This is a genomic window from Enterococcus sp. C50 (assembly GCF_040887505.1).
Taxonomy (GTDB): Bacteria; Bacillota; Bacilli; order Lactobacillales; family Enterococcaceae; genus Enterococcus_B; species Enterococcus_B thailandicus.
Window position 1 is genome coordinate 1 of the sequence record NZ_JBFOFW010000008.1, and the last position, 14,504, is coordinate 14,504.

The 14,504-nt window shown below is 36.7% G+C and carries 11 protein-coding genes and 1 tRNA gene; 6 read left to right on the forward strand and 6 right to left on the reverse strand.

Going from position 1 to position 14,504, the window contains the following annotated elements; translation table 11 throughout:
- Nucleotides 1–22: 22 nt before the first annotated feature.
- Nucleotides 23–106: transfer RNA gene (locus AB3I20_RS10175), tRNA-Leu, on the forward strand.
- 208 nt (nucleotides 107–314) lie between these two features.
- On the opposite strand, the gene AB3I20_RS10180 is transcribed toward AB3I20_RS10175, so the two are convergent.
- The 4 genes from AB3I20_RS10180 to celB form a co-directional block, all read right to left on the reverse strand.
- Nucleotides 315–914: an alpha/beta hydrolase gene (locus AB3I20_RS10180; RefSeq protein ID WP_368027275.1), complete on the reverse strand. Its 600-nt coding sequence runs from the start codon at nucleotides 912–914 to the stop codon at nucleotides 315–317.
- A 30-nt stretch (nucleotides 915–944) separates the two neighbouring features.
- Entirely contained in the window at nucleotides 945–1,916 is a 972-nt protein-coding gene (locus AB3I20_RS10185; protein WP_095803508.1) for a ring-cleaving dioxygenase, read from the reverse strand.
- Between the two features lie 131 nt (nucleotides 1,917–2,047).
- Nucleotides 2,048–2,767, reverse strand: coding sequence for a GntR family transcriptional regulator (locus AB3I20_RS10190; protein ID WP_067484773.1), 720 nt, complete (start codon nucleotides 2,765–2,767; stop codon nucleotides 2,048–2,050).
- Between the two features lie 126 nt (nucleotides 2,768–2,893).
- The gene (gene celB / locus AB3I20_RS10195) at nucleotides 2,894–4,162 is read right to left on the reverse strand and encodes a PTS cellobiose transporter subunit IIC (protein WP_067484776.1); all 1,269 of its coding nucleotides are present in this window, start codon (nucleotides 4,160–4,162) and stop codon (nucleotides 2,894–2,896) included.
- Between the two features lie 150 nt (nucleotides 4,163–4,312).
- On the opposite strand from celB, the gene AB3I20_RS10200 reads away from it, so the two are divergent.
- From AB3I20_RS10200 to AB3I20_RS10210, 3 genes are all read left to right on the forward strand, one after another.
- Nucleotides 4,313–5,707 (forward strand): glycoside hydrolase family 1 protein, encoded by a 1,395-nt coding sequence (locus tag AB3I20_RS10200; protein WP_067484779.1) that lies wholly within the window; start codon nucleotides 4,313–4,315, stop codon nucleotides 5,705–5,707.
- A 152-nt stretch (nucleotides 5,708–5,859) separates the two neighbouring features.
- Nucleotides 5,860–7,266 (forward strand): C69 family dipeptidase, encoded by a 1,407-nt coding sequence (locus AB3I20_RS10205; RefSeq protein ID WP_368027277.1) that lies wholly within the window; start codon nucleotides 5,860–5,862, stop codon nucleotides 7,264–7,266.
- Nucleotides 7,267–7,332: 66 nt separating this feature from the next.
- Nucleotides 7,333–7,773, forward strand: a complete 441-nt coding sequence (locus tag AB3I20_RS10210) for a universal stress protein (protein WP_067484785.1) — start codon at nucleotides 7,333–7,335, stop codon at nucleotides 7,771–7,773.
- A gap of 104 nt (nucleotides 7,774–7,877) precedes the next feature.
- Here AB3I20_RS10210 and cls read toward each other — a convergent pair whose 3' ends face one another.
- The gene (gene cls, locus AB3I20_RS10215; RefSeq protein WP_067484788.1) at nucleotides 7,878–9,329 is read right to left on the reverse strand and encodes a cardiolipin synthase; all 1,452 of its coding nucleotides are present in this window, start codon (nucleotides 9,327–9,329) and stop codon (nucleotides 7,878–7,880) included.
- A gap of 349 nt (nucleotides 9,330–9,678) precedes the next feature.
- Here cls and AB3I20_RS10220 point away from each other — a divergent pair, with 349 nt between their 5' ends.
- Nucleotides 9,679–12,354, forward strand: a complete 2,676-nt coding sequence (locus tag AB3I20_RS10220) for a cation-translocating P-type ATPase (RefSeq protein ID WP_311798293.1) — start codon at nucleotides 9,679–9,681, stop codon at nucleotides 12,352–12,354.
- A 95-nt stretch (nucleotides 12,355–12,449) separates the two neighbouring features.
- Nucleotides 12,450–13,181 carry a class I SAM-dependent methyltransferase gene (locus tag AB3I20_RS10225; RefSeq protein ID WP_311798292.1) on the forward strand — a complete coding sequence of 244 codons (732 nt, stop codon included), beginning with the start codon at nucleotides 12,450–12,452 and terminating at the stop codon, nucleotides 13,179–13,181.
- Nucleotides 13,182–13,321: 140 nt separating this feature from the next.
- Here the strand turns inward: AB3I20_RS10225 and AB3I20_RS10230 are convergent, their stop codons facing one another.
- Complete coding sequence (locus tag AB3I20_RS10230) at nucleotides 13,322–14,482, reverse strand: hydroxymethylglutaryl-CoA synthase (protein WP_067484797.1); 1,161 nt, start codon at nucleotides 14,480–14,482, stop codon at nucleotides 13,322–13,324.
- Between the last annotated feature and the right edge of the window lie 22 nt (nucleotides 14,483–14,504).

A 14,504-nucleotide genomic window follows, 5' to 3' on the forward strand; every position in this document is an offset into this window, starting at 1 on the left:
ATTTTAAAATAAGTTTTAATATGCCGGCGTGGCGGAATTGGCAGACGCGCTGGACTCAAAATCCAGTGACCGCGAGGTCGTGCCGGTTCGACCCCGGCCGCCGGTATCAATGAAACACCAACATAAAAAATATGTTGGTGTTTTTTTATAGAAAATATTTATTTATTATATTTAATGAAATAAAGACATCTAGGACAAAATTATCCTAAAAAAAGCCTAAAATTCGTTTTTGAAAACGCGGATTTTAGGTTTTTTTAATTGAAGGATTCGTTAAGAACAACTGTATCTTTAGTGTTGCCAGTCTCTTTTTTGCATTATAAGTTATTTACCCATGCTTTAGCTGATTCTAGTTCTGTCATTGTTAACTCATGACCTTGATTTGAAGAATAGACATAAGTGAGGCTACCGTTACTTTCAAAAGCATTAGCTAGTTCATCAAAAGATTCTTTCGAAACGATTGGATCCCCATTGCCATAAGAAAGCCAGACTGTTTTATCTTTACCGTCAATCGAGTGATTCTTTACACCCAGTGACATAGGATGAAAAAAGATTCCCTTAGATAGTCCGTGTTCTCTTTCTAGTAATAGGTGCGCAGCAATGTTTGCTCCGTTAGAGTAACCAAGTAGTATCCAGTCTTCTAACAGAATATTTTTTTCTACACTAATTTCTTTAATTTGCTTTAATAAGTTATCTGTTTCTTCTTCTAAATTTTTGAGATCGAATTGGTTGAGTCCATGTCGCTTAAAGAAACGGTTCATTCCATTTTCTTGGATATTTCCGCGAAACGATAAAACTGAGCTATCTGGATCAATAAATCTCGCAAGTTCGAGTAAAGAATGTTCATCTCCGCCTGTACCATGCAGTAAAATAAATTTTGCTGCATTTTTTGTTCCTTGTTCAAAAATGTAGTTCATATTGCTCACCTCGAGTTGTTATTATTTTTGCTAACGTTGCATGTTCGCATCGCTAGTATCAAAAGGTCTAACGATCTCTTCGATGGCCAAACGTTTTTCTTCAAAAGCAGGTGGTAAAGAAAGCTTTTCCCCTGCATGATTTTTCTCTTCATCTTCAAAGAAACCAGGACCGTCTGTTGCCAATTCAAAAAGCACGTGTGAAGAGGCTAAAAAATATTCAGATTGAAAATAAAAACGATCAATAAAACCAGAATCAGGCAATTCTACTTGCTGAATTTGTTGAATCCAGTAGCGCAAAGCTTGCTTATCAGCAACTCGGAGTGCAAGGTGATGAATATTTCCAAAACCTTCGATTGCATCGGGTAAATCATTACGAACTTCAACAATAATGGTTGCGCCGTTTCCTCCTTCGCCAACTTCAAATTGATGGAAATTTCCTTCTTTAGCAGTTTCATGAAATCCAAGTAATGTTTTGAGAATTTGTTCAATATTTTCTAGTCGGCTGACTCGAACAAAAACTGGTCCAAGTCCGATAAGTGCAAATTGAGTAGGGACATTGCTTTTTGTCCAAGGCACACCAGCAGCAACTCCATGATTTTGTTGATCTGAAATCAATTGATAGGATTGATTATCAAAGTCTTCGAATTCTAAATATTTTTTACCAAAACGTTCCTTAATATCTGAATGAGCAACTTGATACTCTGATAAACGTTCATGCCAAAAATTTAAGGCAGAGTCGTCAGGAACACGGAAAGAAACGCGAGAAATACTATTTGTTCCTTTAGAACCTTTAGATTGATAAGGAAAATCAAAAAAAGTCATGTCTGTTCCAGGTGCGCCATTTTCATCGGTAAAATATAAATGATACGTCTCGATATCATCTTGATTAACTGTTTTCTTTGCCAGACGCAAGCCCAAAACATCAGTAAAAAAACGATAAATTTTGGTTGCGCTGGAAGTCATAGCTGTAACATGATGTAAGCCTCTAATTTGTGTGTCCATAATTGTTCCTCCAAGAAACACTTACAAAAAGTAAGTTTGATTTTCACTAGTATAGTAAGAATCTGCAGATAATGCAATTATTCTGTCCTTTTAGCAAAAGAAAAAAAACGGTACCCAGCTTGGGTCCGTTTTTAGTTTGATTGAACATCTAAGATCGAATAGCTACGTACATCAAAACGATTACGACTTGTTGAATATTCAATTGGTTGACCATCTTTTAAGTAAACAATTTGTTGAACTTCTAAAATAGGATCAGTTGCAGAACAATTCAAGTATTCTTGATCAAATTCTGTGCTTTTATCTGCAGAAATTGTTCGGTAGGCACCAGCAAAGAAAATATTTAACGACTGATGTAAATAATCATAGATAGAAGATAGCAAATGCTCTTGTTTTAAACCAGGAACCAGATGGATAGGCATATAGGTATGCTCTAATATATATGGTTCATTTTCTAAAATTCGTAATCGTTGAATATTGTAGACAGGTTGTTCAGGCTGAATCATTAAATGTTCTTGTATTTGTTCATTTGGAAATTCAACGTCGAACTGGATAACTTGACTAGCTAATGACTGCTGACGTCGCGCCATCTGATGACTAAGCCCCTCGTATTCATTGGCTGGAGAAGTATCTTTTTTGAAAAAAGGATGGTTCAAAACTTTTGTTCCAGAACCTCTCTGGGAATAGACGAGACCTTCCATTGCGAGAATATTGATTGCTTTTTTGATTGTCATACGACTAGCATCAAATTCTTTGACTAGGTCAGTTTGATTTGGTAAAAAACTATCTGGTGGGTATTTTTTTGAGCGAATACGATCTCTTAATGTGTTCGCTATATCTTCATATTTTGGCACGACATTCACCTCTCTTTGAGTATAGCGAAAGTTGGAACAACGGACAACTACTAGAAGAAAGAAGTGAAAAGAAAAAGACCAAATCCATTAGACACTATCCAATGCTTTGGTCTTAATTTTGTTGTTTTAAATATCAGTCACGGGTTGTTTATCTAAAACTTTCAGGAACGGATACCAAATTAGTCCAACAATAATGAAATCAATCACTTGTAAAAGACCACCCAACCATGAATTAGTTGCAAGAATACCACTAGCAACGATTGGGACAGTCCATGGCACAGAAACACCGGTTGGAGGAGGAACGATTCCAGCTGCCATTACTAAATAGTTCAATGTGGTCACAACAAGTGGTGCAATCACCCAAGGTATTAAAATTGTTGCATTCAAAACAATTGGTAAGCCAAAAATAGCTGGTTCATTGACATTAAAAATACCAGGTGCAAGGGCAAGTCGGCCAACGTCACGGTACTGTTTTTTCTTTAAGAAGAAAGCCATAATCAAAACTACGGCCAAAGTCATTCCAGATCCACCAAGTCCAACAGTAAATGTTTCCATAAAAGGTTTTGTAATAATGTGCGGAAGGTCTTTACCAGCTTGATAAGCTTCTAAGTTATCTAACATTAAAGTATTCCAAATTGGATCCATTACTGAGTTGACGATGATTTGTCCATGAAGCCCGAAGAACCATAAAAATTGAACAAAAAATAAAGCGAGTAAAGTTGCTGGCAAGCTACTACCAAGTCCTGTTAAAGGTTTTTGGATTACTTCGTAAACAACATCGTGTAAGTTAGTATTGAACATACCAGTCACAAGTGCGTTGATAAATAAAAAGACTGTTAATGTTACAACAGCAGGAATCAAAGCAGCAAAAGATTTCGTAACTGCAGGTGGCACACCATCAGGCATTTTGATTTGCCAGCCACGTTTTGTAATACGACAATAGATTTCCGCTGCTAAGAAGGCAGCAATCATGCCAATAAACATTCCTTTGGCGCCAAGTCGATCAAGTGTAAGTACACCGGAAACTTCCTCACCACCAGCTGTAGTCATAACAAACGGAGTAAGAATCAAAAAGCTAGCAAAAGAAACAGCTCCACCAAAAATACCTTCAACGTCATAAGATTTAGATAAATAATAGCCAATACCAAAAGTAACAAATACTGACATGATACTCATTGTTGCATTTTGTCCATTTCCAAAGAGAGTAGATAAAGTTCCTTTGGTCGCATCATTGAAAAATGGAAGATTATTGATAACTACAACAATTGAACCAAACATTGTTAATGGAAAAGAAAGCATGAAAGCATCACGTAAAACGGTCAAGTAACGATTTTGCCCTAAGAGATTGGCTAAGGGCATGATTTTTTCGGAAAGTTTGTCCATAAATCCATTCATATTTTTCACCTCTGAGTTTTTTGCAATCGATTACAAACAAAATATAGCATCTATTTATATAAATGTCTAGTCATTTATATAAAAAGTGTTGATTTTTATTTATTCCTCAGATAAGATAGCGTTATCAACTAAAAAGCGAGGACCTTTAAAATGAAAAAATATAACTTTCCAAATAACTTTTGGTGGGGATCTGCTGCAAGCGGCCCACAAACAGAAGGACGCATTGCTGGAGACGGCAAAGGTGAAAACATTTGGGATTATTGGTATACAAAGGAACCAGAAAAATTTTTTAATGAGGTTGGCCCAGATAAAACATCACAGGTTTATACAAAATACAAAGAAGACATCCAATTGATGAAAGAAACAGGCCATAATTCATTTAGAACATCTATTCAATGGAGTCGATTAATTCCAAAGGGAACAGGAGAGATTAATCAAACTGCGGTCACTTTTTATCGAGAATATTTTCAGGGATTACGAGAAAATGGTATTGAACCATTTGTAAACTTATATCATTTTGATATGCCCTTAGCTTTGCAAGAAAAAGGTGGTTGGCTCAATCGAGAAACAGTGGATGCATATGCGAACTATGCTAAAACCTGTTTTGAGCTATTTGGAGATATTGTTAAAATCTGGTTTACGCATAATGAACCAATCGTACCTGTTGAGGGAGGGTATTTGTATCAGTTTCATTTTCCAAACCATATTAATTTGAAGGAAGCAATTCAAGTTGGTTATCATGAAAATATTGCGAGTGCTAAGGCAATTCAAGCTTATCATCAACTGAATCAATCAGGAGAAATCGGGATTATTTTAAACTTGACACCAAGCTATCCAAAGGATAATGCTAATCCAGAAGATGTCAAAGCAGCAAAAATTGCGGATGCGTTTTTTAATCGTTCCTTTTTGGATCCGGCTGTCAAAGGAGAATTTCCAGAAGATCTAGTTACAATTATAAAAGAATTAAACTTGCTTCCCGAAATTGTTCCAGGGGATCTAACATTGATAAAAGACAATACTGTTGATTTGTTAGGAATCAATTATTATCAACCACGACGGATCAAAGCAAAAGAAACACCGTTGGTCAATGTAGTATCACCAATGCCAGAAGACTTCTTTGATAATTATGAAATGCCAGGTAGAAAAATGAATCCCTATCGTGGTTGGGAAATTTACGAAAAGGGAATCTATGATATTTTAACGAATACGCGAGAAAACTATGGTAATATCAAATGTTTCATTTCAGAAAACGGTATGGGCGTCGAAGGAGAAGAACGATTTGTTAATGAGTTTGGTATAATTGAAGATGATTATCGTATCAAATTTGTTAAAGATCATTTGAAATATGTTCATCAAGCAATTGAAGAAGGAGCAAATTGTGTCGGCTATCATATGTGGACGTGCATGGATAATTGGTCATGGACAAATGCATATAAGAATCGTTACGGCTTCATTTCTGTTGATTTAGATAAAGAAGGGGCGCGTACCATCAAGAAATCTGGTCATTGGTTTAAACAAGTAGCTGATGATCATGGATTTGATTGATTAACCAAGCAATGAAGTAAATTATGAATGTGAAAGGCTGGAGGAAATGTCAAAATTTTCCTCCAGTTTAATTTTTTGCTAGGGTATCATTTCACTTCTGGGAATATTCGCAGTAGACTAATAGTAGAACGAATGAGAAAGAAGTGGAGAACATGCGAAATAAAGTAAAAAGTTCATGTACAACAATTTTAGTTGGTAAAAAGGCGAGCATCGATGGTTCAACAATGATTGCTCGAAATGAAGACAGTGAGAAAGCAATCGAACCTAAACGTTTTATCGTTGTTCAACCGGAATCTCAACCTAAAATTTATGAGTCTAAGATTAGTCATGTATCAATTCCCTTACCTGAAAATCCTTTGCGATACACAGCCACCCCAAATGCAGATGATTCAATCGGAATTTGGGGTGAAGCAGGAATCAATCAAGCAAATGTAGCGATGACAGCAACGGAAACAATTACTTCGAATTCACGAATTTTAGGTGTTGATCCATATGTAGAAAATGGAATTGGTGAAGAAGATCTATTAACGATTGTCTTACCTTATATCTCCAGTGCCCGCGAAGGAGTTACACGACTAGGTCAGTTATTAGAAGAATATGGAACTTACGAGCCTAATGCCCTTGCGTTTTCAGATAATGACGAAATCTGGTACTTTGAAACAATCGGCGGGCATCATTGGGCAGCAATCAAGATTCCTGATGAAGCGTATGTCATTGCACCAAACCGAATGAATATTGATACTTTTGAGGTGGATTCAGAGAATACAATGTGCTCTGAAGATTTAGTTGAATTAATCGAAAACAATCACTTGAATCCTAATCCAGAGGAAGCACTTAATTTGCGCCACATTTTTGGGAGTGCCACAATCAAAGATCATCATTATAATAATCCACGTGCTTGGTATGGCCAAAAATATTTCACTCCAGAAATCGTGCAAGATCCAATGGATGATGATTTGCCGTTCATTTGCTATGCAAATCGAAAAATATCAGTTGAAGAGATTAAATTTGTTTTGAGTTCACATTATCAAGATACTGTATTTGATGCGTACGGCGTGGGAACAGATCAGCAAAAGAAAAGCTTCCGTCCAATTGGTATCAATCGCAATATCCAATGTCATATTTTACAATTGCGAAATGATGTTCCTAAATCAATCTCCGGTATTCAATGGCTAGCATTTGGGCCTAATACATTTAATGTGTTGGTTCCTTTTTATACCAATGTTGAACAAACACCTGCACGTTATTCTGACACGTCGACTAGTTTTGATTTTAATCATCCGTATTGGTTATTCTGCATGGCAGCATTGATTGGGGATTATGATTATGACCGCTTTACGGATATTTATGCTGACTATGAACAAGAAAGTATGGCTTCTTTTAGAAATAAACAGTTGCTAGCTGATGCACAAGCAACAAAGAATTTTAGCACCGACTATTTAGAAAAAATCAACCAACAACTTGCGGAAGAATGCTACAATCGAACGGTTGCGTTGCTAGGTCAAATGGTTGAAAAGGGAGCAACACAAATGACTTTGCGTTTTGATTTAGGTGATTAAATAGGACCACATTGGTTGTCCCTAGAAAAAAACAGTGATAAACTAAAGAAAAAGGAGGCGTTTACAATGACGGACACATATCAAAATATTTTAGTTGCAATTGATGGCTCAGAAAAAGCAGAAAAGGCATTTCTTGAAGCCATTGCGATTGCAAAACGAAACCAAGCAACTTTGCACATCTTATATGTTAATGAAGTAACAGGGAATTATTTTGGTGATTTTGCGTTTGTAACAACTAATTTACAAGCAGAGCTCGATGAAGTAGCAGAAAATCAAATGAAAGCTCATCGAAATTTAGCAATTGAAAAAGGGTGGACAGATATTGAAACGTATATCCTTTATGGCTATCCTAAGACACTTATTGCTAACTTCAATGAGTCAAAGGAACCAATCGACTTGATTATTATGGGATCAACTGGGTTAAATGCAGTGGAACGTGTTTTGGTAGGCTCGACTACTGCATACGTGGTGAACCATGCGTCATGCAATGTGTTAGTAGTAAAATAAAGAGTAAAAAAAGCAATCAACAACAAGTGACGAAGGTGAGCCAATTAGTGGCTTCACAATAAGATACGTCAATTTGTTGGATTGCTTTTTTTATTTCGTCGTTTTTATAAAATTGGTGATAGTAGTCGGGAAATTTGTTGTTTGAATAACAGCCAAGTCGACATTTCTTTGACTGTCTCTGTTGTCATAGCAGAACAGTTTTCTTCATCTTCAAGAAACTTGTTCGAAAGTTGCTCTAAAAATTTATGATCATAAATGACTGCACTGGTTTCAAAGTTTAAACGATAGCTACGGATGTCTTGGTTGGCGGAACCAACCATGCAGATTTCATCGTCCATAATCAATGTTTTTGCGTGTAAAAAACCAGCTTCATAAACTAGAATTTCAATGTTTTCCTTAATCAATTGTCGTGCATAATATTGTGTAGCACGGTAAATGAATGGATGATCGGGTTTATTTGGAATCATGATTTTAACATGGACACCTGAAGCAGCAGCAATTTTTAATGCAGCAATCACACTCTCATCAAGAACGAGATAAGGTGTTTGAATCCAAATTCGCTTTTTGGCTGAAGTAATCAGTTTGATAAAAGCTAACTTGATTTGTTCGCGTTCATTATTTGGGCCACTTGAAACTAATTGAATGTCAGCGTTACCATGTTGTTCATTATTTTCGTCAACTTTCTTAAAGAAATAATCCAAATGATAGCCAACTTTTTTTTCTTCTGAGACGGAAACGTTCCAGTCCATTAAAAAGCGAAGTTGAAGCAGTGAAGCAGCAGCACCGAAAATTCGAATATGAGTATCGCGCCAATAACCAAATTTCTTGGTTGTGTAGACATACTGATCGGCAATGTTGAAGCCACCAGTATATCCAATTTTTCCATCGATTACGACGATTTTTCGATGATCATGGTAATTTAAACGAAAACGAAGCAGGGCTTCTTGAGAAGTTAGAAAGGTTTGAGCTTCTCCACCATTAGCGATTAGTTGGTTAAAATCTTTTGCTTTTGTACCGTGTGAGCCAAACGCATCATAAAGTAGGCGAACTTGAACTCCTTGCGCTGCTTTTTTTTCTAATAAACGCAAAATCTGATTGCCAATCTCATCAGTTACAAATGCATAATACTCAATGTGGATAGAATGTTGGGCTTCTTCAATATCTTTTAGTAAAGAGGTTAGCTTTTCTTGTCCATCAGTGAGTAATGTAAGTCCGTTTTTTCGAGTTAAAGGCATCTGATTCAAGGATGAGAAAAAGTCAACAAAGGTTTGTTTTTCGATTTCATTTGTTTGAGAATCATAGTGCTCGATGGTATCATCACGAAAATTTTGAAAATTCTCTAGTTCCTTTAAGTCGCTTTGTCGTAAATAGAATTTTTTCTTGTCTGTTAAACCGCGTCCAAAAAATAAATATAGAACAAATCCAACAATAGGTAATGCAAACAGAACAAGTAGCCAAGCCCAAATTGCTGCGACATCACGTGGCTTGATTAAAATAGTTATCAATGCAAAGACGGCATTAATTAAATAAATTGCTGAAACAATAAATCCTACCAAATAATTATCCTCCTTTATTTCAATAGTGTTAGTATAACATGAGTCGAAAAATAAACCTATGTGGGAGAACTGCCTTCAATCAACGAAAACCTAGTGAATTAGTTGAATAAACTGAATAAAATAGTTGCTTTTTGTCATTTAATACGATAGGATATTAGTACAGTTGAATATCTCCTTAGGGGAGTAACCGGCAACAAATCGTTGCGATAATATCAACAGTAAGTTAACCAATTGGTTTTCTGGTATTGTATGAAATGGTGAGACCTAAGACAAATGTTGATTTGTCTTGGGTCTCTTTTTTTTCAGTCAAATAATACTAGGAGCAAAAAGATTAAATGGGGGATGAAATTTGGAAAACAAAGAACAAGCACAACGAGTGATTTATCAAGAACCAATTGATTCGTTGATGCAGCAAACAAACAGCTCAAATAATGGTTTGAGCACGACGCTTGCAAAAGAAAAACTGGAAAAAGACGGACTAAATCAATTGAAAGAAGCACCGAAAAAGCCGACTTGGAAGTTGTTCTTAGAAACATTTAAAGATGCGATGGTAATTGTGTTACTGATTGTTGCGCTTATTCAAATGATCATGGGCGAATATGTTGAGTTCTTCGTTATTTTTGCGGTATTGATGCTTAACTCGGTTATCAGTGTGGTCCAAGCGAAAAAAGCAGAAGGTTCATTAGAAGCATTAAAAAATCTTTCAGCACCCGACGCTCGCGTCATTCGTGATGGCAAAGAGAAAACAGTACCAGCAAAAGAATTAGTAGTTGGCGATTTAGTATTACTGGAAGCAGGAGATTACGTTCCAGCTGACGGTCGTTTATTAGAAGCTGGCTCATTACAAGTAGATGAAGGTATGTTGACAGGTGAATCGACTGCAGCTGAAAAAGAAGTTGTTGAAATTACAAATACTGTTCCAGTTGGTGATCGTGTAAATATGGTTTTTAGTGGAACCATTGTGACATATGGTCGTGGTAAATTCTTAGTTACTTCAACTGCAAATAACACTGAGATTGGTCAAGTTGCTGGTTTGTTGGAAAGTACAACAGAGCAAGCAACGCCATTACAACGTGGATTAGATAAATTTAGTAAGAAGTTAAGTTTAGCAATTCTTGCTTTGTCATTGCTGATTTTAGGCATCCAGTTATTACGTATTTTCCTTGGTGAAGGTACAGGTGACTTAACTGCTGATATTGTTAATGCGGTGATGTTTGCTGTTGCCGTTGCTGTTGCTGCGATTCCAGAAGCGTTGCAGTCAATCGTTACAATCGTGTTATCTTTAGGAACAAATAAGATGGCCAAACGTCATGCGATTATTCGTAAGTTACCGGCAGTAGAAACATTAGGTTCGACAAGTATTATCTGTACCGATAAAACAGGTACTTTGACTCAAAATAAAATGACGGTTGTTGATTATTACTTGGCAAATGGCAATTCCGGAGACTTTACAGACAATCCAGAAAAATGGTCTGATGATGAACGTCGCTTGATTGAAATCTCTGTGTTAGCAAACGATGCGTCAATCAGTGAAGACGGAACAAAACTAGGTGATCCAACTGAGGTTGCTTTTATTGATTTTAGTGAAAAATTAAATCAACCTTATCAAGAAATCCGTTCAAACTTTCCTCGTGAAGCAGAACTGCCATTTGATTCAGATCGTAAATTGATGTCAACTGCACATACATTTGACAATGAAAAATATTTGTTGGTTAAAGGTGGACCAGACATCGTCTTTAACCGTAGTAAAAAAGTCTTGTTGAATGGTGAAGTTGTACCAATGACAGATGAATTGATGACCAATTTCCAAAATCAAAACGAAGCCTTTTCTAATCGTGCTTTACGTGTGTTGGCTTTCGCTTATCGTCCAATCGATAACTTAGACTTAACTTTTGATGATGAAAATGATCTGATTTTAGTCGGAATCTTAGCAATGATTGATCCTCCAAGAAAAGAAGTAACACAAGCTGTTGAAGAAGCTCGTAGCGCGGGAATCAAAACAGTGATGATTACTGGGGACCATAAAACAACAGCTGTTGCAATTGCAAAAGAAATCGGTATTTTTGAAGAAGGAAACCAAGCATTAACTGGTACAGAACTAGATGCTTTATCAGAAGATGAGTTGATGAATATCTTAGAAAACGTGACCGTTTACGCACGTGTTTCTCCTGAAAATAAAATTCGAATTGTTCGCGCTTGGCAAGCGAAGGGGCATATTTCTGCAATGACTGGTGATGGTGTCAACGATGCTCCTGCATTGAAACAAGCAGACATTGGGATTGCTATGGGAACTGGTACGGATGTTGCCAAAGATGCAGCGGCAATGGTCTTAACAGATGATAACTTTGCTTCAATTGTTAGTGCAGTAGAAGTTGGACGTAATGTGTTTGATAATATCAAAAAAGCTGTTGCTTATCTATTTGCTGGAAACTTAGGTGCCATCATTGCAATCATCTTTGCATTGGTTGCTGATTGGTCAAATCCATTCACAGCATTGCAGCTGCTCTTCATCAACTTAGTAAATGACTCTTTACCTGCAATTGCTTTAGGAACAGAAAAAGCAGAACCTGCAACCATGAGTCGCCCACCGAGAGATCCAAATACAGGGATCTTTACAGGTAGAACATTGGTTTCAGTGACTTATCGTGGGATCTTGATTGGGATTGCGGTTATCTTTGCACAATGGTTAGGGATGCAGCATTCACCTGAATTTGGTGTAGCAATGTCATTTACAACATTGATTTGGTGTCGTACGTTACAAACATTCCCTGCACGTTCAAATACGCAAACAGCAATTCAAGCAGGCTTCTTTGCCAATAAAGTTGTCTTGATTGCAGTAGTTGTATGTAGTGCTTTGTTTAGCTTAACAATGATCCCGGGACTAAAAGAAGTCTTTTCTATTCCAACAGCTTTTGGCGTATCAGAAATCTTGATTTGTTTAGGGATTGCTTTTGTAACCATTCTTTTAATGGAAATCACAAAACTAATTATTGTTCATGTTCAAAATGGAACAGAAAAAGAATAAACAAGCGATTAGTCATAGAGTAGTTAGCTAGAAAAACAAAAAGAAGTGTGCTAAGTGATTGGCATACTTCTTTTTTGAAATTAAGGGTGAAAGAAATGAATGAAGAAGCATGGGACGAATTTGCAGAAGAATACTACGCAGTTCAAGAAGAGTCACAAGTGCCAATCGTTGCGGACATCGTAGACTTTTTATACAAGGAATCTGTACTGCCCGCAGAATCACTAGCAGATGTTGCCGGTGGATCAGGTCGGTATCTACCATTACTTGCTGAACAGGTTGCTAAGTATGAGTTAATTGATTTTTCAGCGTCAATGTTACGATACGCGCAACAAAAAGCAAAACGTTCTGGAGCAGAAAATGTGGTGTTCAAGAAACAAACTTTTGCTAAGTTTTTGGATTCTAAAGAGCAGTACGAGGTGATTTTTTCAGCGGCAAATCCAGCTTTTACTCAAACAACACAAGTTGAAAAACTGATGAAGAAAGCGAAAAAATGGTGTGTCATGGTACGAGTAATCCAATCAGAAGATGATCTTTTCACAGTTATAGATGACGAATTAGGTATAACAGTGAGAGATCCAAACACCACACCCTTCATTAGTAACCAAATAGAAAAATTTTTACAGAGTAAAGAAATTCCAGTTAAGAAAAAAGATTTTACTTATCAGATCAAAGAGACGATTTCACGAGAGCTGTTAACTGAATATTATGAAGCAGAGATGACAGCTGAGCTGAAAGAAAAAATTTCACAGTTATTTAGCCAAAAAGCTGAACAAATCAGTACAACGACAGTAACGTATCGCGTGCTTCTGTGGCAGATACGGGACTAGTCCCCAAAAACTTAGTGAGAATGAATAGTACTTTTTGTAATCAGAATAAAAGATAATTGATTATTTTAGCGTATCCGCATGATTGAATACAAAACTGCCCCGTACCAATTTTTTGTTGATTGGTACGGGGCAGTTGCTTTTTATTCTGCTTCTTTATAGTAACGGATATCATTTTCTACTTTATAAATTGAGAATGGTACGTCACTGTTATATGCTGCATGTTGGCCATGTTCTGGCAGAGTTTCACTAAATATTTGTTCATATTCTACTACAGAAACTTGTTGGCGGTTATCAAATAAAGCTTGATGGTCTTCTTTGTCTAGAAAATCTTGGTAATTTTCTTCTAAAATTCCCGTGAAGAATTCACTTACTGCTCCAGAACCATAACTAAATAGTCCAACGCGATCACCTGCTTGCAAAGCGGATGAATTTTCAAGTAAGGAAATCAAGCCAAGGTAAAGAGAACCAGTATATAAATTGCCAACACGACGACTGTATTGGATACTTTCATCATAACGAGTCAGCAAACGTGATTGATTTGCTTCATCTGTTTCATCTAGAACACTTTGCAACGCTTTTTTTCCCATTTTTGTATAAGGGATGTGGAAGCATAATGCTGGATAGTCTTCTAAGGTCAAACCAGTTTGTTTTTTATGTTGTTGCCAAACTTTTTGGAAAGCTTCGATGTATGTCGCATTTGATAATGGACCATCAACAACAGGAAATTCACTATAATCTGGGCGCCAAAAATCATAGATATCTTCTGTTAAAAAGACACTATCATTTTCAATTGAAAGAATTCTTGGATTGGCAGTGACCATCATCGCTACAGCTCCGACCCCTTGAGTAACTTCTCCGCCAGTTGCTAAACCATAGCGAGCAATGTCACTAGCGATCACTAAAACTTTTCGTTCAGGATGATTGCGGACATATTCCTTTGCCATATGTAAAGCAGCGGTCCCTCCATAACAAGCTTCCTTTACTTCAAATGAACGAGCAAATGGTTGGATTTTTAATAAATGATGAATAATGACGGCACTGGCTTTTGAATGGTCAACACCAGATTCTGTTCCAACGATGACCATGTCGATCTGTTCACGGTCTTCAGCTGTAACTAATTTACTAGCAGCATTCGCTCCTAAAGTGATGATGTCTTCTGTTGCGCGGTTAACCGCCATTTGATCTTGTCCAATACCAATATGATATTTGGCAGGATCATCTCCACGACTCTCAGCTAGCTCTGTCATGTCTAAATATAAATTTGGAATAAAAAAGGAAAGACGATCAATCCCGATTTTCATTTCAACACCTCTTCACTCATAA